Origin of the sequence: Legionella worsleiensis (genome assembly GCF_001467535.1) — a bacterium.
GTDB lineage: Bacteria > Pseudomonadota > Gammaproteobacteria > Legionellales > Legionellaceae > Legionella > Legionella worsleiensis.
Genome location: NZ_LNZC01000011.1, coordinates 115,730 through 139,605 on the forward strand (window position 1 = coordinate 115,730; position 23,876 = coordinate 139,605).

Below are 23,876 nucleotides of genomic sequence, written 5' to 3' on the forward strand. Positions count from 1 at the left end.
TTCGTCTTCTCTTATCGAAGCCTCTATTGAGTTACTCAATTTGGTCAGATTTTTTGACAAACCTCTATGCATCCCATGATGAAAACCAGCAACCCCTGCTGCGAATAGACCAAATCCTCCCAGAGCAATTCCAATACCAGGTGCTGTACCCAAACCGAATGTGCCAGCAGCTATAACAATACCCGCAGCAAACATCGCTGCACCAAGAAGCATTAGTGATAGCCCCAGAGCTTTCCAAAGTAAGGACGGTGCTCCTTGAGCCTTCATACCCATGTCATAAAGATTAATAACATTGGCTCTCGTAGGATTTTCTATAACCAGTTGTGTTTCTTTGATGTATCTTTGTACTTTACGTAATTCATTGCCATTGTTTATTGGTATTAGTTGTTCAAATTGATCAACTATTGCTTTAGCTCTCAGCATGGGCTCCTTGTTATCCAAATGGGCATATTTTATATTAATTAATATTCTCAATTCCGTCAGATAAGAGTTAGCGATGATTTTGTCAAAATCCTCTTGCGGTAGCTGGTTCGCTTGTCTGTAGGCATTAATAAATTGTTGCTGTTCTATTGAGCTGATAAGCTGAGATGAAACAAATTCATCAAGTATTTTTATTAATTTATTTTCGTTCAGCTCTTCTTCAAATTCAATGTGGGTATGCCAGTCTTCTCTTGATAAATTATCTTGATGAAAGTTTTCATGACGGGGATGAAATTGACGAATTTCTTCCTTATTCCCAAGTTTTTGCCAGGCATCATTTATTGGTTTTTTTGCCATAGCTAAATGTGAATCATGATTTCTGACGGTAACACCTTGCCATTTAGGATATATGGTCATTGTATTACCAAAAAGGCTTATATTTGCATTTTTACACAGTTGTGTAAAAACACGTATATTGGAAGAGGGATTTTTATTTATAGTACCGGTCATATTAACTGTCCGATTGATAACAGGGAAGTGTATTCGCAAAATTTACACAGTGGCCAATATAAAGTCAATATTAATGGAGTTTTTTAATTTGTGAGCTCAGATAACATAATGTCGCACGAAGTGTACTAAGGCAGATAGGTTTATTAGGTTTGGTTTTATTGGGCTGTGGACAGTACCCCGGTTGCGATCAACCAGGCCTGCTGGCTCGCAAACAGGATACCCTGACCCCAAAAAAGTCTTTAATTTAATAACTGCGTTGATTAAGAAGTCATTACTCTTTTTATCATAACGCAGTCACACCCAACACAAATCCAGCTCTTTCATTTAATATTTGCTTAATACTTATGCTTTACCATAGTGTTTTTATAAATTTTCAAGAGAATTGAAGAAATGCCGGGTGAAATCTACTATTGGGATGGTTTGATCATTGATGAATCAGTAGCGAAGCGACACATGAAAGCCATCATGCAATTAAAAAACCGTGAGTTGCAAGAAGCTGGTCTAGATTTAAAACAGATGGGTAAGTATCAAATATACAGTATCCGAACCAGTCGCAAAGGCCGGATTTTATTTACCATCAGTGAAATTGAAAACAAAAGATGTCTGATTTTTTTAGAAGAGCTGTCTAATCATGAATATAATAAATCCCGATTTTTGAATAACCCTAAGGCGTTGAGTGAATTACTTAATACAACTGAGGATGAATTCAGGAAGATAGTTAACTTTGAAGATGAATTTATTGATGTGGATGAATCGGTTCTGCCTTTGGATGACATAGGAGATGAGCAGCTCGTTTACACTCCTGTGGAGTATTACAATCAGGAATTCATTAAGTTAAACGATTCGCAAAAAGAAGCGAAATACGCTAAAGGGCCTGCGATTATCGAAGGGCCTCCTGGGTCTGGAAAATCCTGCGTTGCGCTGTCTTTGGTTGCTAATGCCTCTCCTGAATTCAATAAAATACTGTACGTGACCTCTTCTCCTGCTCTGGTGAACCATATGGAAGGAATGTATCAAAGTTTGCCTGCTGGGCTGGAAAGTCCTCCTGGACGGGTAGTGTTTAAGTCTTATGCACAATTGGTTCATGAATCCGATCCGGCGACTGTAAGCAAAAAAAGTGTAGGAGAAGAACATTTTAGCGAGTGGTTTGGTTCGTATTGCACTAGAAAACAACAGCAGTTAAAAACTGCAAAAACGGGTAAAGTCAGAGGAAAAGGGAAGAGGGTGTTCAGTAAGGTACCTCTTTTGTCAGAAGAATTATTAGATGCTGCAACAGTGTATCAGGAGTTCAGAACAATTGCGGCCTATGTGGATTACGTTGATACCCGCTACGGCACCAGTAAAATGTACAAACAATTGGATTATGAACGCTTGGGTGAAAAACACCAGTCTTTGTTTAAAAAGGAACATCGCTCCTGGCTTTATCAAGCCTATCAGGACTACATGGCTTATTTGGCGCATCATGAAGGCATAGATGTGTCTTTTTACAGGCTGAAATCGACTGACGTATACGATATGGTGGTCGTTGATGAAGGTCAGGATTTTTCTAAAGCCCAGATTCAGCAAATCATAGCTCTGACGCCCACTTTGCAAATATATTTTTGTCGGGATTCGCATCAAAGTTTGGCAGACAGTCAATCTTCAGGCCCCTTCATCAAAGAGCATTTGTATCAACTGGGTCATAAAACGGGCATTGCAGTCCAACACATTCAACTACCGAGTTCGTACCGAGTGTTTCCTAACGCCCAACCTTTGGTCGACAAGTTATTGCATTTGCGTTTGAAGCTTATAGGCGGTCGTGCCGATAATCTTGAATACGTGCAACTGCCCTTGACAGTAGAAGAAAACAGCACATTAGGCTCTGTGTATTGGTTTGAACACGTACCTGAAGACGCACATTGCGCATTACAGAAGGCGCCCCAAAGCAGCGACCTGATCATCATCACGTTGCCTCAATGGATAAACGAAGCCAAGGCATTTTTCAATACGGATCTTGTCTATACGGTCGATCAGGTCAAAGGCTTGCAGTTTCCGGTAGTGGTTCTGTACCGCATGGCTGAGGACGAGGCGTTGAGAGAAGCCAATAAACTTCTGGCTCAGCCTGAGCGTTCTTATGTAGCCAGCAGTTCTACCGCTCATCGTCCTGCGGCAGGAGTGGGTAATCCTAAATTTGGTCCGCCCTTAAATCGCTTTTTCACTGCTGTAACTCGGGCTCAGCAGCAAATCATTGTAATTCAACCGTTTCAGCATCAGTACAGTCATATTATTGATGCAATTAAATCAAGCGAGGGATGCAGCGATGATTTTAAAATAGAATTAACCAAACAAAGTTATTCGGAAGATAACTGGTTGCAACTGGTGCAAAAACTGATTCACAAAAAGGAACTGGCATTGGCTCAAACCATTTACGTGCACCATTTAAAGAAAACAGCGCCTGAGTTCAAGGAGTTTGTCAGGGCAATAACCACTCCACCGAGCGTTGTGGTCACACCGTCAGTGACCATGGTTAGTGCGCATCAACAGGCCGCCTCCAGCTCATCGAGTTCTTCTGATGCCGCCTCAGTCAGTACCACAGGTATGTTTTCCGCCAAAAAATCCTTTGAAAAAACGTCTCAACCTACTAGAAGAAGAGGCGGACGTCGTGCACAACAGGACAGTAGTTCTAGTCTTTCTGCACAAAAAAGTCGTGTTCCAGAATTGCTGGCTGGTTCAAGTGCAATCAAATCTGATTCAATACCTGATGCTTTAAAAAGGCAGCATTTTCTCGAAAAAAAACCTATGAAAGCTCTTTTTAACCATTTAAATAATTGCGATTATCCCGGGGTGTTTTTATCAAAGCAAATATCTTGTGGTGCTTTAGATCCCCGAAAAATAAGCCGGTTGTTCTTTTTTCATCCAAATGCCAGATTGCTTATTACAGTAGATCAGTTGTGCCATACTGGAGGAAAACCTTATGAGTCGTTGTTAAGCCAACTTTGCCTGCCTTATAGTACAGCACGACATGGTTTACTGAATTCATTATGTGATCCAAATTTTGAAATTGTTAAAAAACTTGCGGAACGAGTGAATTATTTTCTTGATGTGAACCCTGCATTCAGTTCGGAATATTGTCCTGAATCAAGTGAGTTAGGGTATGGCGTTGTAACCGAGATTAGAGAATTGTATTTTTTGAATACGACTGTAACGGGATCGGAAATTCTCAATAAACTTGCACAACAGATGAACAGTACCCCAGCACAATTATGCAAAAAACTTCAAAACTTCTTTTTCGATCATTTAGAGCCTGATTTTATAAACTCTTCATATCTCGATTATGGTAAAACTCCGCCTTATACAAAACTGGCTTTAGAGCTTCATCAGAGTGATGAATCTTCATGGAACCAGGTTATCGCCAAATATTCCATGGACGCTACGGCAAGAAAAATTGTGCGTTTGATGGTACAAGGTAATCGTATAGGCTCTTTTTTATGTACTCGCGATATATTTGCTCATTTGACGGAATTTTTTGGCGAGCTGCTTGGCGACTACACCATATTAGATATTTTTAGCGAAAATACGAAACAATTAACCAAGCATATATTATCGATTCTGAATGATAATCCACATTGGACTGTTATAGATGAAAAGAGATACATATTGAAACATCTAATATCCTATGAACTGGATCCTGCCAGTAATCTTGCAGGAATACTGCGTGTTGTTTCTGTTTATTTAGGAATTGAACATCAATTGATTAATGAGCTGTTTAAGGTAAACCTGAGATTTTGGGATATAAAAATCAGGGAATTCGGTGATAAGTTGCCTAACAAGAAGCGGCTTGAAACCATTCTAAGGCCTATGATTAATAACGACACTCTTGCAAAAAAAGCATTAGAATATATTTATCAATCTGATATGTACTCCGAACAAAACAGAGCAATCTGTTTGTATCAATTTTTCTTTATATGTAAGGAAGAGTGCCGTAAAAACAATTTAATCTGCAGCATTATGATTAATGATATTTTGGACTGGTTTGAAAAAAATCCATCGATTGATGTGCTTACTTGTTATAATCAGATTACTGAGTTTTGGAATGCTCTGACAAATCGACCTTATGATTTATTTGTAGCCTATTTGAGAGTGGCTCACGATCTTTTAGCAACAGAGTTAGTGCAACAACGAATAAAACAGCGGCAGTTGACTGTCTCCGCTGTGCAAACACAAGTTGCGTTTTCAGAAAGTGCACTTGCAGCGTCTAGTGTCCAGGAAGATAGGAGGCATGAAGAGGAGCAAGCAGCAACTTACTCGCTTAATATGTGACGTAACGTGTTTCTTGGAATGGAGTTTTTAGGTTATTTGGTTGTCCCTTATGCTGTTAGATCCTTACAATAACGGTAGCCTGTATTAGACAAAGTCGTAATACAGGTTCTAATCTTGCGATAGACCCTTGAAATACTCTGAAAAATCCCTGTATTACGACTTTGTCTAATACAGGCTACAAGTGAACAGAACAAGACCTGCTGTCTTCAAACCTTGTTTGAACAACTCAATTATGCTTAATTTGTGCCTTTCCCTCAGAGCTTAAAAGGATTTACCTATGAGAAACCCGGGCTTAAAGCCACAATAAGAGTGTAATATCGGTTTGCCCTAATTTGGGTTTGGATTTTGGGATGATGCATCAAAATAGAAGTACATGGGAAATCAAAAAATACCCTTTGAAATTCCTATACTCTATCATTTCCAATTAGGGTGGCATACTCAACTCTGAGCCTGTATCTTTATTTTCATCATCGGCCAGTCGCACTTCTTTTTTGGGAGTACTTACGCCAAAAAAAGTATTTCGATTCTCTTCAGAAAAAGCAGCTCGTGATGAACTGCTTTTTTGCGCAACCCCGCTCATAAACAACTCAGGTACCAGTTCATGAAGAACGCTTAAACACTCAGGATTACGCACGATACTGTTATAGACTGCTCGTTCACGCCGCCCTTGTGGTCTCATGGCTCGTATTCTCTGCTCAGGCGTTAACAATTCAAGCATAGTTCGCAAGAACTTGGGATTTTTGACTAATGATATTAACTGTTGATTATCGTCTTTTTTGATCTCATTTAAAATCTCAATTCTGTCAATTTGAGGCAGACACTCAAGTAATACAATAAAACTCTCAGGATTTCTTGCCGCATAGTTCAATGTACTTTGATGGAGTTTATCCGCTTTTATAACCTCATCAAAGCGTTCCTTTTCCGGGTATAAGCAGAGAACGACCTTGAGTGTTTCAGGATTTTTCGCAGCCCAATGCAATACCGTTTTACGATTCGAATCTTTCATTCTGAGAACATGCAAAAGATCTTGCGGTGAATAAACTGGAATAAGCAAAAGCAAAGAGTCAATTTGTGTTGCTGCGTGATGCAATAAGGTTTTGCCCATGTAATCGATGAGCATCACAGCATCTCGTCTTTGATGTTTAGGATATATCTCCAGTACAGTTCGCAATAATTCAGGTTTTTGTACCACGTAAAACAAAAGTGTTCTACCTGACTCATCAATAACATTCACTGCATCGAGTTTCATATGTTCTGGTATCAAGTCGAGTAGCGTAGTGAGTGATTCATAGTTTTCTGCTGCCCAAACAAGGGCTGTTTTACCTTCCTTGTTAGTGACATGAATGCATGCTCCTTGATTTATTAATGCACAAACCTCCTCGAAAAGCGCTTGACTGTAAGGATTATCCAGAATTCTGGCATATCGTCGATGCACCTCGAGTAAAGCAAGAAATTCTTCCGTTCTTTCTCCGGCAATTTCCAATACAGTCTGAATTATGGGGCTATTTTCTCTACCATGATGACTGGCAATCAAACGTGCAATGACCTGTTTTAACAGTTCGTTATGCTTTAATTCTTTAGTTGAGGCAAAAAACTGCGCAAACAATGAGCGTGTTTTTTCTATAATCACATCCGTTAGTGCCGCTGAATCTTTTTGTCCATAAAAAATATAAGGCATCAAAGGATCCGCTAACAAAAATTGCCTACTTGAATCATTATGTCCTTCATAAGCAATAGGCAATAAAGCACCTACCGGATAGTCATTATGTCCTACCCAATCGGTAATGCCGCTAGTTGATCCTACGTGTATTCGTTTTACATCATAATGTTCACATAACATCATTCCTAAATAACGGTACATGTGTGAAATCTGTGTTGTGTATCGTACAAACGCTGTTTCTACAGAGTCCAGGCACAAAGTCCCGTCATTGCTTCGCCATACCCAGGCTTGAGCCAAAACCTTATCATCCAAACTGGGATTATTCGCATCCCCCCGAAACATCACATAAAATCCACCGTTTGGTGATTCAATTCCATAGCGTACGCATGAATCGCCAACGCCACCCAAATACTGACAACAATGACTTACTTTTCCCAAACAGGCAGCAAGTGCTGCGCCTTGTTTGTGTTTAGTGTTTAACTTGGTAATGTAACAATTAGGATAACCTAAATCGGAACCTTTAATTAAAATAGCTGGAATTGCCTCGTCATCGTTACAGCGTTGCAACGAGTAAAATGAGGCAATACTTTTTTCTCCATGACCGTACTTCATAAGTATTTGATGTGCCGGGGTACTATTGAACCTGTATCGCTCATAAAAAGCGTGTAAAACGAGAAAGGAAGCATCTGTTAATGAAATACCCGCAGTAAGCTCAGTCAACTCCGCACAAATCCTTATTTTTTCCTCTGCGTTTAGAGTTTTCATGACCCTGGACAACTCCTGTTCTTTCTCTTTGACTCGTTTAGGTTCTGTCCTTACACTTGGAATTGTTTTCTTGAATTGCTCTACAGCTCCAGCATGAGCTAATATATCCCTGAATCTTGGATTAAGCATATTATTCTGCTTGGCAGCAATTTTTTTCCATTGCGCAAAATCACAGCGTTTTAAATCAGGTAAATCAAATCTACAGGCATCACGAACCAAATATTCCACCTTGTTTCCTTTAGGAAAATTAGTCAGATAAAATAAAACAGCTTGTTCGTCTTCAAAAATTAAAGACAACTTTAAAGCATGATCCTCTGGATTTCCCCTTTTCTCTATCTTGCAAGCCAGGCAACACAGCGGCAGTAATTTATGATACAGTTCGTTGTTGTAAAATTCCTTATAAAGAGATGCGTCAGGATGAGGCTCTGTTCCAGGGTCGCTACTGGATGCGGCGAAACTGTATATTCTGCGTTCAGCACAAATCTCCATGATGTAATCAGCCGCATCCGTTCCATATTGCGATTTTGTTCGTTTCAATAAGGAACTCAATAATTCCGTAGCCTGCGACTGACGCAGTGCGTCACGTTCAGCAAATCGTTGACGATGTTGCTCATTCTTTGCATGCGTATGAGAAGGTGTTTGGTATTTTTTTATTAATAAAATCTGTTCGAGGATTTCTTTTAAAGTCATAATGAAACTCAAATTAACACTGTATAAATAAATAATAGTATGAAAATAACAGATTCATTATGTTTATTTTATTTTCTTCTTTCAAAACAAGCTCTTATTTATGGCAGCTTCCTGTGCAGTGTGACGTGACATGATGTTTTTATTGATTAATTCGGTTAAGTTCTGAATCAGCGTTTGCATGCCTTTGGCCTGGCAGCCTCTATTGCTGGGTATATTAGAAGAGGTAATTGAAATGTGGAACGCAATCAAAATTGGAGAATTAATCAAACTCATAGGATTTTTAAATATCAAAGGCTATTTTGACAGGCTGTATTCATTAATGAACTCATGTGAACAAGCGGGATTTCTAATTGTTCAGGCAAATAATATACCCATTTCATGAACCGATGTTTATGGGCTTTGGAATGAAATGAGCAGCAGACATAAAGCAGGTTATTCATCCTTAGTTTAATGTAGCGTATTTGCTTTATTGGCTAATACGAGGAGGAACACCGATTGCCGTTTTTTAATTGTTAAGAATTAAGTTGTATTAGCTATTCTTGTGAGTACAGTGCAAAATAAAATCCTTATAAAAATCAAACTATTTGAAATCAATTAGATTTTTAGATAGCATGCAGCATGCAATGAACTTTTTTCATGACGTATTTTGTTTGCTTAGTGTAGATTTGTTGCAAAAAAATGTTTTCTGTTCAACTGTTTTTTTACATAAAAAGGGATTTATATGCGTATTCTATCAGCAGTTTTATTATGTGCAGCAGCCTCAAGCTGCTTCTCAAGCAGTATGCAGTCAGAGCCAAAATCCTTGGCTAATGTCGATAAATTTGGCAATTACACTCCTGCGCAAAACCAGGCAGGCAGAGGGGATAACTATATTAATGTTCACGGCGGATATGCAAAACAAAAAGTTGGTCTTGGTTATCTAACGCCTAATACAAACCCGCTTTTGGTTCGTGATAAAACTTACGATAATGGCAGTTCTTTTTTCGGTCTGTCCTTGATGCACGATTTTGAAAGTCTTCCTTTCAGGATTGATTTAAAATATACAAATATTGTTGGAACCAATGAGTTTATTACTAATTATGTTTTTAACTCAGCAACGCCTACGGGTTATGTGAATGCAAATATCAATATTAACTCCCAACAATACATGGTCGATTTGTACTATTTATTAAACATTTCACCTGTTTTTAATGTGTATGCTGGAGCTGGAATAGGTTTAAGTCACAATACCTCTTTTACTACCATCAATAATTCTCCCGGATTTGGTAGTATTTCTGAATACTACACCGCAATTCAGGACGAACTGACATACAACCTGGAATTAGGTGCCAATATGAACGTTTATGACAATGTAAGCATTGGGTTGTTTGCACGTTATACACCTTTAGGTCTGATTGAAGTAGAGCAGCATTCCCTTTACGACGATAGAGGTATTGGTGATAATAATCCCGATGCAGTTCTGATTGGTGCAAACATAAACTTCCGCTTGGGTTAAGATAAAAAACGATAGTTTTTTGATCTTCCCGTAATTTCGCTCAATGGGGTTAGGGTAAATAGACCACTCTAACCACTTGAGTGCATTAACTAAGAATTTTCAATTTGAATGTCAAGCTAATAAAGTAATTCAGGTTGATCTGGTTACAACACAAATGAGTAGGGCGTTCAAGCATACTATTTAAATGCGATGTGGTGTACATTTTGCATCGTTATTTAGAGCAACACATCAAATGGAGTCGCATGAAGGCATGATTAGAGGATTCAAACCCTGAGCTGTTAATCGAATAAAAACTCAAGCCAACAAATCAAAAAACAAGAAGATGAAATAAAAAATCTTCGGCAATTGCTGAATGAAAAAAATCAAGAGCTTGAACATTTAATACCTCTGTATTACTGGTATAAATGGTATTACAGTGAGTACGCAGCAACACTACGAATGATTCAATATCATCAAAAAACACTCGATATCAATTGGCCTTCTTACGCTGAGAAACGAAATGGATGAACTTACCACGTTTTCGGAAAAACAAAATCTATTGCAATATACTCGTGATCATGCTTTATTTGCCCGTACTCCCGGTTTTCTTGGCTCTCTTTTTAGCCCTAATTCCAAGGGAAAAATTCAGGAACTCATGAAGGAAATTGCCCCGGAAAATACAGCATTAATTAGTGTAAATAAGAACTGAAAAAAGGGTGATTTCAAAATAAATAGTAAGCAGGTTGGGTCGTTTTTACCTGAGGGATCGTCACTTTTTAACGGCCCCACCCAGAAGTCTTAATTTAAGCCTTTCTGACAAGACGACCGCTGCACAAAAAGGTATCGATCCCTCTGCTCGTTTCGACCCAACCTTGCTAATTCAGATCAGCCTCAACTATTGAAGTATGATATCTCTTATATAGTCAGACATTTTATGAATATTAGTTAATACCAGGTGAGCTTCTTTAGTATCATAAATATGACTTTTCTCTAACTTAAATTGTTTTATTCTCAGTTTCGGAAATTTATAAGTCTTGTTATTGTTATGATTGCTGATTTCGCTATTAGTTAACACACTATTTTTCTTCAATACATTGAAATGCGTTACATCAGTAAACAAATAATTAAGTGTTTGCTGAAATTCAGAATCTATCCGCAGCTGATCGGCGCCTTTCATCATCGCCTCATTTGCAAGTTCACCCAATCTCATCAACCGTTCTATTATAAAAAATCTGAATTCAGCAATAGATGACAAAAATTTTTGTTTTTCTGATTCATTATTAAGATACAGACAATCAATAATATCATCCTCATCAGCATTTTGATTAACAGAAGGTTTTACAAGCCAGTTTGATGTATCTTGTGCATCAGGAAGCTGCTGCTTAACAAGAGTGACTGCTCTTTCAATATAGTGCAGTGCTTTTTCAGCATTAGCCGTGGTCTTTAAATTTATTCCTTTTAGTCCCAGGCTATCCATATCAAGATGCTTTAGTGAAGTGGATACCCATTCACCAGTAGCTGTCTTCGTAGTTATTTCTATATTGTTATCAGGTGAAGGAGTAAGATATAAGTGTTGATCTGCTTTTATAAGCTGTTTTAATGCTTCCAGTTTCGATTGATAATTTACATCAAACTCATATCGCTCATTTGTTGAATTTGATGCGTTCGCTGACTTTACGGCATCATCTTGCATTTTCATTAAAATATTATCAATCTCTATCAACTGTTTATAAGAAGAATAAATCATATCTTTAGAGAGGTTTTTATTTGTATAACAAACAGTAATACTCTCTTGTAGATGTCTATTAGCATGCGCCAAAGGATATGTAAGCATAAAACACAAAGCACCAGTAAAAATCCTTTTCATAGAGCCTCCAAAATAAATTTAAAATTGTATTATTTCATCTGAATTTTAAGACATCTGATAAGAAATAACCCTTCTATTAATATAGGGAATATGGAGGGTTGTCTATGTTGTGCTTGCTTCGTAAATTTTTGTGCTCTTTTACAGGCTTGCAGAAAACACACAAATATTCCCTTTTTCTCTTAGGGCGTTAGCTAGTAAATCGTTTTATTTATTATTCAGGTTCAGTCAACCCATTTTTAATTGGTTGCCAACATGTCGCATTGTGAAACAAGTAAAGCTATGACTGACTTTGGAGTATTTCAGAAAAATAATATGTGCATTAAAGAACTTTTTTATCTGGAATTGATTATTCAAATCCGTTTAATAAATTGTCCACTTGAATAGAATATACATCAATAAAATCCCTTTTTACCGCCCCTATTTTTTGATAAAAATTTTGCCCTTGCATATTATCCTTCATGCACCACACATTCAAACGCCCAATGTTTTTTTCTTGGGCAATTAAAGCGAGTTGATACATTAAGTGAGAACCAATCTTGGCATTTCTAAATTCCGGGCTTACATACAAATCATCAACCTGTATCATCGGGCTCAAGTTAAAAGCTCTATTGATGTTTGCAAAGGTATACAGACAAAATCCAAGCAATTGTTCATGACGGTCAGCGGCCACCAAACAATTCCAATCGGCATTCGTACCAAATAATTCACGCTCCAAACGTTCTCTGGTGAGTTTAAACCGCTCAAAAGAACCTTCAAATTTAACTAAATCCACCAACATGCAAAATAGTTGATCCAGATCATTAACTCGCACTGTTCGGATGGTATAATCAACACTGCCTTTATCCATGTACTCCTCGTATCACGCAGAAAACTAAACGGTTGAGATTCAAAATTTGACCACGGTTTTTGAAGAAAAGAGCCAATTATACAATTAACCGCAGCAAAGCAAAATGATGTGGCTGATATTTTATTGTTGGTACACAATAAACAGATGGCTGACACTGAAATACGAAAAGAATTCTATAAAATTATTTTGCAGTAAACATTACAACAGCTCATCCCCAAAAATAAAAAATCCGCACTATATGCCAGCGTTTTATCTGGCGGCAATATTACAAAAAGAAAATGTTATTATTCAAGCCAAATATACGAGCATCAATCAAACCATAGTCTACAAAGTATTAGCCCTATATGTCCTAGGTATGAGCTATGAAGCAATTAGTGAGCATTTGGCTGAAATGTATGGGCTGGAGGTTTCATCAGCCAAAATCAGTTTTATTGCCGATAAGCTGCTGCCCATGATTACCGAATGGCGTAACAGGTCTTTAGAGTCTGTCTATACTATAGCCTTTTTAGATACCATGCCCTTTAAAGTGCGTGTCGAAGGCATTCAATTTGACACTAAAAAGACGAAGAAGCAGTTATTTGCCCCTTAATATCAAATAATATACAATATGCTCCAATTTACCCAATGCGGAGTACTTGCATGCCCCAAAATAGTGAGAATAATCAATCAAAATCGATCAATTACGATCCATTTATTCACGGTACGACGTCTGCAACCCTTTCATTAATGACAAAAACAAATTTTCAGCTTATGCCCACGTTGAAAATGATAGATGACCATACGGCAGCTCCAGTGGTTGGTGAATTAACTCAAGGTGGTTACAACTTCTTAGGCTTTAAATTGGTGCAACAAGAAGATATTGGTGCGATTTCTTTTGGACGATTGATAAAAGGGCATTACAATTTAAAAAAGATTACTGCAAGTTATACTCAATTTAATCCCCCTACGAGTGATAAGACTCTTAAAGATCTGAAACATTCCCTTAAATACTCCATAGCCAGTGGATTTTCCAGTTTTAATTTGTTGTTGATCTACTTCACTCGAGCAAGACAAATGCACCAATCGCTCGATCAGGTAATCACTAAGAACGAACTTGACACCCTCAATCAACAACTGCATGCAACGGTTCAATTTTATTATTTTATACAACTGTTAGAAACTCATATTTTTCCTGATGTTAAAGCAATAAAAGAAGCCTTGACTCAAAACACGTCACTAACTAAGCGTGATATTACTGATGCTGTGTATAGTCTTTTGAGTTTTGAAGATATAGTCAACAAAATTATACTGAACAAAATCGATATGAAGGCTATTGTTTTAAATCCAACTGAGGAAAATCTCAGGAAAGCACTTAAAATCCTTGAGCTTCCCCAAAATCCTACCATAAAATCAGGGTTTGGTGCTGTAAATAAAGACATTGAGCTGCCCATCACTCAATTTTTTGGCTTGGAAAAACAAGCAATGAGTGGGAGATGTGAAACGTATCGAGAAGATCATTTTGGGTATTTCTGTAGAAACATAAATGGTTATCAAATCAATAATTATTTAGAAAGATCACTTTCAACTGCTGATGTGTTCGAGGGCATATCTAAAGATGCAAAAAAATACATTCAGGCACTAGAGGATCGTATCAGGGTTTTCGATAAACTGGTCAATGCACCTCAAGAACAATTTAAACTGACAGATAATCAGCAGGCCTTATTAAAATCAACCTACCCAATCATATTTGTCTCTGAATCTGAGAGTATTAAGCCTTATGGTTCAGAGTATCGTAGCAACACTCCGTTGAAAATAGGTGATGATATTCGAATAATTGCAACTGATACAAATAATCACAGAGTTCAATTGCAAAATTATCTGTACAATTATCAAATCAATCCGGTTCAAGTGGTATTATTTAGCGACTTAGAGAAAGCAATAGCTGACCCATCCTCCCTGCCCTTAACCATTGACTCGCAAGAATTACGAACCATGCTAACTAAAACTAAAAATAATAAGCATGGTGCACTTTTTTATGAGTTATACCAGTTATTGGATGGTTTAAATGATAAACGAAATAAATTCCGTAGCACTGATCCCCAAGCGTTCAAAGCGATGGACCATCTATTAAGTGAAATCAATAATGAAATGAAGAATACTTTTCCTGAAGATCAAGCCATCACAGGCAATGCAATACGTGCTTTTTGCCTTAAGAGTACTGCCTTAATCAAAGAGCAACAAAATGTTTTTGCGCAACATAGGGGTGTTTGGGGTATTCTTGACACGGTTTTAACCGTATTGGCTAGTCTGATTGTTCTTTACCCTGCGGTCTACTTGTATCAAAAAACCAACAACATAAAGCACACCTTTTTTAATACTGATTCGAGTATAAAAGCGCAGAATACAATGGCTAAATTATCCCAGATAAATACTTCTGCCGCTGATTTCTCAGATGAAGAAAGTATTCAATTGGATGTAATGATAAAATAGCGGAGCTATTGATATTTGTTCGTAAATCCTGTTGCAATAAAGCTCTTGCAAAAACGAAATCAAGAGACTTTATTGCTTCAATAAATTAAAAAATTGTTGCTATAGAGCATTTTTAAGTGCGGAATAACGGCTATACTCCAGGAGTTTTTTTCTGGGCGCTGATAATACTTATGACGAATGCGGCTCTATGGTTCGCCCACAAGTATATGATTCTATTATCAAAACCAAACGAACAAAAAATAATGAGCGATTAATGCTGCTTAATCGATTTTTTTTATTTTTTCAACCATGTCATCAAATCCAATAACTGATTGCTATCTGCATGGTATTGGAATTAAGCCTGAGACGGGCATTCCCCTCAGGATCGAGCAAGCCGTAGATACTGGGTATTTGAAGGTTTATAGCGGTTCCATAGTTTGTATAACTGTATTCAGCCCGTAATGTCCAATTGTTCATGAAAGCCCATTCAATTCCAGCACCAAATAACGGAGCTGCCTTATTTCTGACTTGATAAAAATAATCATTGCCTTCGTTGGAATAAGCCAAACTGTAATCGGCAAAGCTGGCACCAGCCAGAATGTAGGGCAGAACTTGATTTTTATCCCAGTTGAAAAGAGTTCCTAATCGAGCTTTAAGCGAATGGTGCATTTTATTTTTGAAAATAAATTGATCAGACACTTCGGGATAAGTAGGGCAGTTGCAATCAAACAGAGTGTTTTGTTTCGTATTAAAGAAAGAGCTTGCTTCAATACCTGATACAAAATTGTTGAAGAACTGATGCAAAAAACCCAGTTGCACTCCCGGGGAGTAGGTTGTTATTTGCTTGTTGGTATTACAGATCCCACTTGGGTTGGTAAAGCCTAATTGCTGTGAATTCAACTGTGCATTATTCAAATCAAGTTGTCCATTGAATCCAGCATAAAATCCAGTCCAATCATGAATAAAAGCACTGTTGGAGTGATAGTTTTCAGCGTTAATTCCGCTCGTCATGAACAGTGTAAGTAGTGCACTTTTTGTTATTATCGATAATTGATTCATGGTGCTATCACTTTAAGTGGGTTTGAAGTGACCCCATTTTTTTGACCAACAATGGTACATGAGCCGTTTTTACCGTTCATTTTCAAGTAGGTTTGCGATGAGGTTTGTCCAATGTGACACGTGACATTACCCGTTTGCTCGATCACCGAGTAAACAGTTGGGCCTGAACCTGGCGTGGGCAGAGGCCCAAGAAGAACCGGTCTGCCACAACACACAACAGCAGGATTGAGTACAGATGAACCATTGACTGTGGCTGGTATGTTAACTGTTGAGGGTGGAGGAGGGTAGCCTATGAAATGAAACTGTACGTAAGTTGGTGCGCCGACTGGCAGATAGGAGAGGGTATAAATCGGGGCTCCTGCTCCAGCCAAACTGGAACCGCCTGTAACGGTCACCGAATCAAAGCTGCCTGTTATCCCGGAAGAAGTGAGAATGGTGTATTGGCCAGGCTGTGCGTTTGCATCCAGATTGATTTCCAGTGCACCTGCTAAAGTTGCTGCTCCTGTGACGGCAACTTGTGAGGTGCCATTGGCGTTTATTTCAATATGAACAAGGCTTCCAAGGGCTCCGCCACCAGCAGGGTTTAAACTTAAACTACCAAAAGTGAGTGTTTGCCCAATATCAGGAGATATTGTGCCTGAATTGGCAGAAACAGTCCCCGTTAAAGAGCCACTGCCACTTAATGTTCCTCTCAATGAGCTTACGACAGGGTTTCTACAGACTTGAACCGAGGCAAGATCAATTTGTCCATTGACTTTGAAATTGGCATTATCAATTTTGACGTTGCCCTGATAGCTGGAGGTTCCATTGTAAATCACGGTTCCTTTACCTCTGACCAGAACGTTGGTTCCGCCAGCACCAAAATTGGTATCATCGGTAAATGCAACCTGACTACCCAGTGTGAGGAGATCTGCTGTATCGGGTGCATAAAACACAAGGGACGATCCGGTGCGAAGAAAAATACTGTTTCCCAAAGCGGAACCGTCCTGGCCATCCGTGCCTCCCAGTCCGCCCGCTCCATGAGCTCCTGCCTGAACCAGATTATTGGGCGTATTAAAGGTAGTTGGTATTCCTGAACGTGCTTGTATGGTCAAATTTAAATTGCTGTCTATAAAGATTGCTCCTCCAAGACCACTTCCACCACCGCCACCGCCTCCCCCAAAGCCTATGCCGACATTATTTGCACCAAGGCCACCAGCACCTCCACCTAGATTGCCAATATCTGTTCCACCGAGCGCAGAGGGCCCATTGGTGGGGCCGCCACCACCGCCACCAAGAGAGTTACCGCCGTCGGCGTTTGTTGTGCTTGATTGGTTTACTCCACCACCGCCGCCGCCACCGCCTACACCGCCTGACCCACCGGATACGGTATAATCCACATCGCTTGCACCAAGCCCTGCGCCACCACCGCCCCCGCCGCCATAACCGCCGGTTCCTGATTTTCCATCAACTGCATTGGTCGGTGCTGTGATAACCACTGCGCCGCCACCACTTCCTGCACCATCTCCGCCATTACCGCCAGAGGGGGTAGCATTAAAGTGTCGTAAAGGAGGGACAGATCCTTGTGCCGAGAGGCCATTTAACCCAGCACTTCCGCCACCACCTCCACCTGAGGTTGGCCCACTTCCACCTCCACCGCCACCTGCATTGCTACCGCCGGCATAAAGTCCGCCACCACCTGAGCCTGCGACAATAACTAAGCCATATCCATTGCCATCCAGACCAGGGTTTTGATCGGATCCTCCGTCTCCCAGATTGGTGAGTATTCCTAAGGTGGCTTTGGAGCCTAAGCCACCGCCACCGCCACCGCCGCCACCAAAAGGATCGCCGGTTGAAAGGGTGACATCGCCACCATTACCCCCAAAGCCGCCACCTCCAGCGCCTCCAGTTGATCCGGTTGTGGTAACCGAGCCACCATTACCACCGAATCCTCCGCCACCACCGCCACCTTCATTGCCGATGGAAGGAATACTTAAAAAATTTCCCCCATTTCCACCGACAGCAGAGCAGTTTCTTATTTCTACGTTAGACAAGGTAATTGCTGGATTGGAGCCATTTAAAAATGTTTGCGGCGCATATATAGCTCCTCCCGCTCCCATACCGCCGCCACCGCCAGAAATACCATCACCACCATTACCTCCTTTTGCGGTCATATTCTGAAAGATAATATTTTGAATGGTGACATTTCCCATGGGGATAAAAAAACCACTGTAAGCACCGCTGTTCCCGTCAATGGTTACTGTCGGAACGGAGCCTGAGTTACCTATTGTTATATTTACAGGGTTAGCGGAGTTGTTAATAATTGGTAAAATTCCATTGAGTTGGATGGTCATAGGATGATCAAACACAATAGCATAATCATCTGGAACAGTGTTTAACCCTTGATTCATGGTATTCAAACAATATCTTAAATCACCCACATCTCCTATGCCGCCCGGGTTATTATCGGTATCGACTGTTACATTAAGTGTTGTTAATGCGTGTAATGCGGGAGAGGTGACAAGTGCAAACCAGCAAATCCAATCCTTGAATCGGAACATAATAAATCCTGAATTTTATTAGAAGATCATCCTAATATGTATGAGGTAAATATTCAATATTGATGGCTTTTCAGGGTATTAATCCATTGAATTTACTAAATGTCATAGGTTATTTGGGCAGATTGAGTTATTGTTGTCTCTCTTCCATGGTTTAGCGGCAGGAAAGGTGTTTATACGCAAAATATTAAATTCCCTGACAGGATGTTTGGTGTGGTTTATTGTATCAACTCCCTTATTTTCAGCGTCCTATTCCAACATTCCGGAATTATTTTTTGAGCACGGGCAATTATTTGATCTTGGCTTGTGTGCTAATACTGAAAGTAAACCAATAACAGCATCGATGATCGATGAATTAGAAGATATTTTACCTCGCATCCATTCGCTTTGGAAACAAGAGGGGGCTCCCTTGTTATATGCAACAACTCAATTGGTAAAAGTCCCTTTTTCCCGTAAGGAGTTGTCTGTAAATTTTATTCTTTGTGATACCTCTTTTACAGGAATGAGTTATCCATTGATAATAAAAATCCGTAATTTTTTGAAGACCGCCAATGATACCCCTTTATCAACACATTATTTGACTATGGTGGTTTTCCATGAACTATTACATCGTTATATCCATAAAGATATTCCTGAGTTATTCGAGCATTCTCAATTATTAAAGAAATACCAGCATGAGACTAATGCAGTAAAAGCACATCTGCATTTATTAGCAATTCAAAAATATGTATATCATGATTTGAATCGAGATAATGAATTTACAGAGCAAATTCAATTTATGTTGCACAATGCACGGAGTGGGGTATATCAACGAGCCTGGGATATAGTAAATGATGAAGGATATATGGCCTTTATAAACGAGTTGTTGGCCAAGTCTTAATCGCTTAACTCGTAAGGGGCAGCGTTCGATTAAATTATCAAAGTCATACTGTATTATGTATCTTATTGTTAAACCTAGGCAAATGGAAATTGTAGAAATTATTGAGGTGAACAAACATGATGACTAAAGACACACAAGAAACATTGAAATATCTTGAAAATCTTATGGGCAAAAAATTGACTTTAGGTTCTTTTATACTTGCGATTCGTCAGGGAGAAGAGCTAAGCCAAGTCGAATTTGCTAAAACAGGGTAAACGCATCTAAATTATGAACATAAATCTCCACCCTTTTGCCTACGTTCTGCGCTTTATGCGCAGGATCCATGCGATCTTAGTGCAGGCATAGATCTGGATTCTGCGCGTAAAGCGCAGAATGTAGGCATCTTGGTCTTAGATAATACGTTTAGATGCGTTTGCCCTGTTTGCTAAAACACTTGGTGTTTCAAGGCAGGTTTTATGTGATATGGAGCATGGAAGAAGAATTATTAGTCCCAAAAAAGCTGCTGAATATGCTGATTTGCTAGGATACTCTAAAAAGCAATTTGTTAGACTTTGTTTGCAAGATATGATTGATCGAGATCATTTAGGGTTGGTTGTTGAAATAGAGAATGCTGCTTAATTCGCTTCTTTTAGCGGCAGTTAAAAATGGGGGGATTACCATATTTTTGATGATTTTTACTGGTAAGTGGCTCTTGGGAAGCTGCGGAACAGCCAAATCAATGTTATAGGTAAATGATCATAATTTGACGTTTTGTGACCGATACTGGAAGCAAGATGGAAGAGGAACACACCATCGATAGGTTATGTTCAGAACCTAGCTTGTTTTGGGTATCAAACCAACGGAGAGAATACCTGAAATGATACAGTGTTCATCATTATCTGATGTATCCCCACTTGCTCCCGCAGCCCCTATAATTTCATTTTCAAGATTGACGATAAGTACACCACCTGGAGCAGGAATAAGTCGTCCTTTTGAAGTATTGATAGCACCTTCCATAAAGTTGGGAATTTCATTTGCTTTGAGTGCCAAACCTCGTGAACCTATGCCCATACCCAAAGCACCATAAGCTTTAGCATAGGCTATATCAAACCGCAAAATACCTGCTTTATCTTGACGTTGGAACGCTATAAGATGTCCACCCGCATCAAGAATCGCAATTGACATCGGTTGCAGCGATAATTTCATACTTGCAACAAATCCTGCCTCAATAATGGCATTTGCTTTTTCCAGAGTTAATCTATTCATTATATATCCATTAAAATTGAAGGAATTTTTTTAGTTTATGAACATTTCATTTTTATTTATATATCAAAAATGATGATATCGCATATCAAATATTTTTCACTGTTCCAATCAATTTGCATTTATAAGCAGTCCAATCGGGGTCTAATTTGTGTTTTTCTTGATCACGGCGCTTGCGTCTTCATATTTGTTGCATCCAATTCACCTTCATTTTCAGACGTATTTGCACTATCTGGCTCCTGAACCATTCTGCTAAATAATGAAAATCTGCCGTCGTGGATTGAAGAAGAAGCTGAGGCTGATGGTGAGGCCTGTAAAGAGATTAGGCTGGGTGTATTCAGGTTAAAACCTATGGAGCTTTGTTCTCTTAAAAGGTTAGTGGCTCTATTCAGTATCGGTCTTAGTTGATGGAGTGGATCAAATCTGGGACGACATTCAGTTGGTTTTAAAGGGGTAAAATCATCGCTGTTACAGAACGCCATGACAGCAGCCTTGTCTACTTCGGGCAAATAATCCATTAGAAGTTGCAGCAAGTCAGGGTGTGATACAGCATAATGCAGCACCGAAATACCCTTATTATTACACGATGTTAACACCCCTGCTCGTGATGCTTGTGGCAGACACTCCATAATTACTTTTACTAACCCTGTATGATGTATTACTTGATACAGTTCGTTATTACCCTCGCTGTTTGGCGTCATCACTGCGTCTACTATTTCCGCTTCTTTTAGAGAATTCAAAAGATATCTTAAATCGACAGCGGACTTTATTGCTACACTGTGCAGCAGGGAATAGTTGCGTGAGTCTCTTAATTTAACAACAAAAGATCGATCAGCTTCAGGCAGGAAGTACCTGAATTGCTTAGTAATGAAAGGAAAGTAGGACAAGACTTGATGTATTACAGGTTGAAACGTATTATCTATAACTGCTAAAGCAGAAACTCTCTCTCCAGCGGGAAGGCGGTTGAGAAGCTGTATAAAAAGTTGAGCATCTTTTGTTGCCATTATGTGCAACACGCTCCAGCAATAGCCGTTAAGTGCTATCAAAGCGGCTGTTATCTCACCGTCCAAGAGATAATTCAACACTTTTATAAGGTATGCTGGTTGATATGTGGCGAGCATATGTAACATGTTGCTGCCGCATGCGTATTTTGTCTGCAAGACGGTGCGTCTTTCTGTCTCGCAAAAGGAGTTCAGAATCTGGATCAGCATTTTAGGGTTGGTTTTTGCAATCGGTTCTATAGCGGTGCATTTGACCTTGTTTGTTGCCATAAAAACAGTAAAGAGATCTTTCTTGGGGAACCAGTTTAAAAAGAGTTTTAGGCTTTTTGAACTGTAAAATGTATGGTGCGCCACATTATTACCCCCATCATCACACGCCATCACTGCAGCAGTTTTCGCTGCTTCGGGGACAAGATTTAAGAGCGGTTTGAAACATCGGTGATATTTTGCTGTAAGATGCAGTAACGTAGAGTTATCCCTACCTTTTTTCATTACTACATGTTGTTTTAATTCCAATGGCAAGTAGTTGATAAGTTTGATTAGAATTTTGGGGTAATTCCATGGTGCGATAAGGTGCAGGATTGTATCCCCATCTTTATTTATTGCCATGATTGCCTTTTCTTTTCGTGTTTGGGGAAGGCAATCAAGAAGTTTTATCAGGATTTTGGGCGCAATTACTGCTACTTCATGAAGGAGAGTATTGTTACTTTGCGTTTTTTGCGTCAGAGCGTCATACCTGTCGGGACTGGGAATGAGAAGAAAAAGGCGTTCCAGTAACTTGGGGTGGCTAATAGCGACTTGGTGGATCACGCTTACATTTTCTGTGTTTTTTGCGCTTAAAGAGCCAATTCTTCTTGTTTTGTGCAGGTAGCTCACAATGCTTATCAAAAGTTCAGGATATTTTTCAGCCGCATGATGCAGCATGGTCTTCCCATCCAGACTTTTCGTTAGTAAAAATGGTTCCCTTTTGATCTCGGGTAAGCATTCCAGAAGCTGTAGTATGGCTTCAGGTTGTTCAGCTACCATGACCTGGAAAAGGCTGCGGGCAGCTATTTGAGCTTTCATTAATGCTTTAGCCCAGTCATCCTCGGGCAGACAATTCACAACATCTTTGATGAATAACGGATGTTGTGTAAATAAGCGCAATGCGGTAAAACCACTTCTATCTTCTGCCAGCAAAGCCTCTTTTCTTGTATGCTCAGGTAAACATCGCAAGATGTCTATCAAACCCTGAGGGTTAGAAGCCAGGCGCTCCATCAGGTTTAAGTTGTATATGTCTTTTGTTGTCAGTTCCTTGATAATATCACCTTCATCCAGCGTCAGGAGAAACCATTGTATAAAATGGGAATGTTGATTATCTGAAGCTGCAACCATTGGTGTGTATACGCCTTTATATTTTACGTTGTAGCGTGCGCCTTTATTGCGTAAGGCCTTTGCAAAAGGGATGTTGCCAAACTCTGCGGCAATGTAAAATGGAGTTAAGTCCAAACGGTCTGTTGCATTCGGGTGAAACCGGGGATGATTCACTATTTTTTGAATGATGTGTTCTGGCATAGATGGGGACAAGGCGACTAAACATGAGATAGGCAGACTGGTTTGACCTGCGATGTTACCTGGTGTGAGCATGACTTGTTTGACAGGGCTTGTCGTGGGGGTAGCATTGAGCAGGTATTCAATCTGGTCAATTAGCTCTTGCGGCCATGAATCACGGGACAGAGCCTGTCCTGCGCTGTTAATCCCCTGATTGCAGCGGTTGCGAATGAAGGAAAGTACTTCTTTCAGGCACTGGCGAAACAAAGGTGACCAGGTATTGCGTTCATAACACAGGGCATGGAGGATTATACGGTTTATCTGGTAAGGCGATACATCCAGAGTGCTGTTTTCCTCCGTACACTGGTCATGGACGATTATGCGGTTTTTCTGGTTAGGCGATATATCCAGAGTTCCGTCTTCGTCCGTCTGAGTTATCCATTTGGATAAAAGAGCATCGTCGACTCGAATGACTGGATTAGAGAGAGCTTCGGGTGTATTTTCATTAAAAAACAGCTCACAAAGCCGGGTAAAAAGACTGGCTTGCACAAGAATACCTTCTTCATTATTTGCAGCAAACCATTGCGCAGTGTAATTGCTGATGAAATCATAATAGGTGTTGCTTCGCCAGAGAATAACCCCCCGCT

15 protein-coding genes and 2 pseudogenes are annotated in these 23,876 nt (G+C 39.6%); 9 read left to right on the forward strand and 8 right to left on the reverse strand.

The window, feature by feature from the left end; genetic code table 11:
• Nucleotides 1-930: pseudogene (locus Lwor_RS13820) on the reverse strand (hypothetical protein); the annotation flags it as partial.
• A 390-nt stretch (nucleotides 931-1,320) separates the two neighbouring features.
• Between Lwor_RS13820 and Lwor_RS05760 the strand changes: the two are divergent.
• Nucleotides 1,321-5,229 (forward strand): DEAD/DEAH box helicase family protein, encoded by a 3,909-nt coding sequence (locus tag Lwor_RS05760; RefSeq protein ID WP_058492945.1) that lies wholly within the window; start codon nucleotides 1,321-1,323, stop codon nucleotides 5,227-5,229.
• A 424-nt stretch (nucleotides 5,230-5,653) separates the two neighbouring features.
• Here Lwor_RS05760 and Lwor_RS05765 read toward each other — a convergent pair whose 3' ends face one another.
• Nucleotides 5,654-8,344 (reverse strand): hypothetical protein, encoded by a 2,691-nt coding sequence (locus Lwor_RS05765; protein WP_058492946.1) that lies wholly within the window; start codon nucleotides 8,342-8,344, stop codon nucleotides 5,654-5,656.
• A 178-nt stretch (nucleotides 8,345-8,522) separates the two neighbouring features.
• On the opposite strand from Lwor_RS05765, the gene Lwor_RS05770 reads away from it, so the two are divergent.
• From Lwor_RS05770 to Lwor_RS05780, 3 genes are all read left to right on the forward strand, one after another.
• Nucleotides 8,523-8,726, forward strand: a complete 204-nt coding sequence (locus Lwor_RS05770) for an LOG family protein (protein ID WP_058492947.1) — start codon at nucleotides 8,523-8,525, stop codon at nucleotides 8,724-8,726.
• Nucleotides 8,727-9,065: 339 nt separating this feature from the next.
• Entirely contained in the window at nucleotides 9,066-9,839 is a 774-nt protein-coding gene (locus tag Lwor_RS05775) for an outer membrane beta-barrel protein (protein ID WP_058492948.1), read from the forward strand.
• 499 nt (nucleotides 9,840-10,338) lie between these two features.
• Entirely contained in the window at nucleotides 10,339-10,527 is a 189-nt protein-coding gene (locus Lwor_RS05780; protein ID WP_058492949.1) for a hypothetical protein, read from the forward strand.
• Between the two features lie 186 nt (nucleotides 10,528-10,713).
• Here Lwor_RS05780 and Lwor_RS05785 read toward each other — a convergent pair whose 3' ends face one another.
• The gene (locus tag Lwor_RS05785; RefSeq protein ID WP_058492950.1) at nucleotides 10,714-11,685 is read right to left on the reverse strand and encodes a hypothetical protein; all 972 of its coding nucleotides are present in this window, start codon (nucleotides 11,683-11,685) and stop codon (nucleotides 10,714-10,716) included.
• Nucleotides 11,686-12,031: 346 nt separating this feature from the next.
• Complete coding sequence (locus Lwor_RS05790; protein ID WP_058492951.1) at nucleotides 12,032-12,532, reverse strand: GNAT family N-acetyltransferase; 501 nt, start codon at nucleotides 12,530-12,532, stop codon at nucleotides 12,032-12,034.
• A gap of 238 nt (nucleotides 12,533-12,770) precedes the next feature.
• Between Lwor_RS05790 and Lwor_RS14310 the strand changes: the two are divergent.
• Together Lwor_RS14310 and Lwor_RS05800 are read left to right on the forward strand one after the other, a co-directional pair.
• Nucleotides 12,771-13,073: pseudogene (locus Lwor_RS14310) on the forward strand (transposase); the annotation flags it as partial.
• A 98-nt stretch (nucleotides 13,074-13,171) separates the two neighbouring features.
• Nucleotides 13,172-15,001 carry a hypothetical protein gene (locus tag Lwor_RS05800; RefSeq protein WP_058492953.1) on the forward strand — a complete coding sequence of 610 codons (1,830 nt, stop codon included), beginning with the start codon at nucleotides 13,172-13,174 and terminating at the stop codon, nucleotides 14,999-15,001.
• Nucleotides 15,002-15,295: 294 nt separating this feature from the next.
• On the opposite strand, the gene Lwor_RS05805 is transcribed toward Lwor_RS05800, so the two are convergent.
• The gene (locus Lwor_RS05805) at nucleotides 15,296-16,039 is read right to left on the reverse strand and encodes an outer membrane protein (RefSeq protein ID WP_058492954.1); all 744 of its coding nucleotides are present in this window, start codon (nucleotides 16,037-16,039) and stop codon (nucleotides 15,296-15,298) included.
• On the reverse strand, nucleotides 16,036-18,579 hold the full coding sequence (locus Lwor_RS14205) for a hypothetical protein (RefSeq protein WP_058492955.1): 2,544 nt from the start codon (nucleotides 18,577-18,579) through the stop codon (nucleotides 16,036-16,038). The genes Lwor_RS05805 and Lwor_RS14205 overlap by 4 nt, the downstream gene beginning before the upstream one ends.
• A gap of 208 nt (nucleotides 18,580-18,787) precedes the next feature.
• On the opposite strand from Lwor_RS14205, the gene Lwor_RS05815 reads away from it, so the two are divergent.
• The 3 genes from Lwor_RS05815 (at nucleotide 18,788) to Lwor_RS05820 (ending at nucleotide 20,074) form a co-directional block, all read left to right on the forward strand.
• Complete coding sequence (locus Lwor_RS05815) at nucleotides 18,788-19,456, forward strand: hypothetical protein (RefSeq protein WP_058492956.1); 669 nt, start codon at nucleotides 18,788-18,790, stop codon at nucleotides 19,454-19,456.
• 116 nt (nucleotides 19,457-19,572) lie between these two features.
• Entirely contained in the window at nucleotides 19,573-19,710 is a 138-nt protein-coding gene (locus Lwor_RS13320) for a hypothetical protein (protein ID WP_175042904.1), read from the forward strand.
• Between the two features lie 163 nt (nucleotides 19,711-19,873).
• On the forward strand, nucleotides 19,874-20,074 hold the full coding sequence (locus tag Lwor_RS05820; RefSeq protein ID WP_274519226.1) for a helix-turn-helix domain-containing protein: 201 nt from the start codon (nucleotides 19,874-19,876) through the stop codon (nucleotides 20,072-20,074).
• A 195-nt stretch (nucleotides 20,075-20,269) separates the two neighbouring features.
• Here Lwor_RS05820 and Lwor_RS05825 read toward each other — a convergent pair whose 3' ends face one another.
• Together Lwor_RS05825 and Lwor_RS13830 are read right to left on the reverse strand one after the other, a co-directional pair.
• Nucleotides 20,270-20,701 carry a GlcG/HbpS family heme-binding protein gene (locus Lwor_RS05825; protein ID WP_058492957.1) on the reverse strand — a complete coding sequence of 144 codons (432 nt, stop codon included), beginning with the start codon at nucleotides 20,699-20,701 and terminating at the stop codon, nucleotides 20,270-20,272.
• Between the two features lie 161 nt (nucleotides 20,702-20,862).
• The coding region (locus Lwor_RS13830; protein ID WP_162262294.1) for an ankyrin repeat domain-containing protein at nucleotides 20,863-23,876 on the reverse strand (3,014 nt) is incomplete at its 5' end.

Excerpts from the sequence above, each read along its gene's own strand:
- Lwor_RS05760 (WP_058492945.1), top strand. The coding sequence starts at position 1,321 with ATGCCGGGTGAAATCTACTATTGGGATGGTTTGATCATTGATGAATCA.
- Lwor_RS05765 (WP_058492946.1), bottom strand. The coding sequence starts at position 8,344 with ATGACTTTAAAAGAAATCCTCGAACAGATTTTATTAATAAAAAAATAC.
- Lwor_RS05770 (WP_058492947.1), top strand. The coding sequence starts at position 8,523 with ATGCCTTTGGCCTGGCAGCCTCTATTGCTGGGTATATTAGAAGAGGTA.
- Lwor_RS05775 (WP_058492948.1), top strand. The coding sequence starts at position 9,066 with ATGCGTATTCTATCAGCAGTTTTATTATGTGCAGCAGCCTCAAGCTGC.
- Lwor_RS05780 (WP_058492949.1), top strand. The coding sequence starts at position 10,339 with ATGGATGAACTTACCACGTTTTCGGAAAAACAAAATCTATTGCAATAT.
- Lwor_RS05785 (WP_058492950.1), bottom strand. The coding sequence starts at position 11,685 with ATGAAAAGGATTTTTACTGGTGCTTTGTGTTTTATGCTTACATATCCT.
- Lwor_RS05790 (WP_058492951.1), bottom strand. The coding sequence starts at position 12,532 with ATGGATAAAGGCAGTGTTGATTATACCATCCGAACAGTGCGAGTTAAT.
- Lwor_RS05800 (WP_058492953.1), top strand. The coding sequence starts at position 13,172 with ATGCCCCAAAATAGTGAGAATAATCAATCAAAATCGATCAATTACGAT.
- Lwor_RS05805 (WP_058492954.1), bottom strand. The coding sequence starts at position 16,039 with ATGAATCAATTATCGATAATAACAAAAAGTGCACTACTTACACTGTTC.
- Lwor_RS14205 (WP_058492955.1), bottom strand. The coding sequence starts at position 18,579 with ATGTTCCGATTCAAGGATTGGATTTGCTGGTTTGCACTTGTCACCTCT.
- Lwor_RS13320 (WP_175042904.1), top strand. The coding sequence starts at position 19,573 with ATGATGACTAAAGACACACAAGAAACATTGAAATATCTTGAAAATCTT.
- Lwor_RS05825 (WP_058492957.1), bottom strand. The coding sequence starts at position 20,701 with ATGAATAGATTAACTCTGGAAAAAGCAAATGCCATTATTGAGGCAGGA.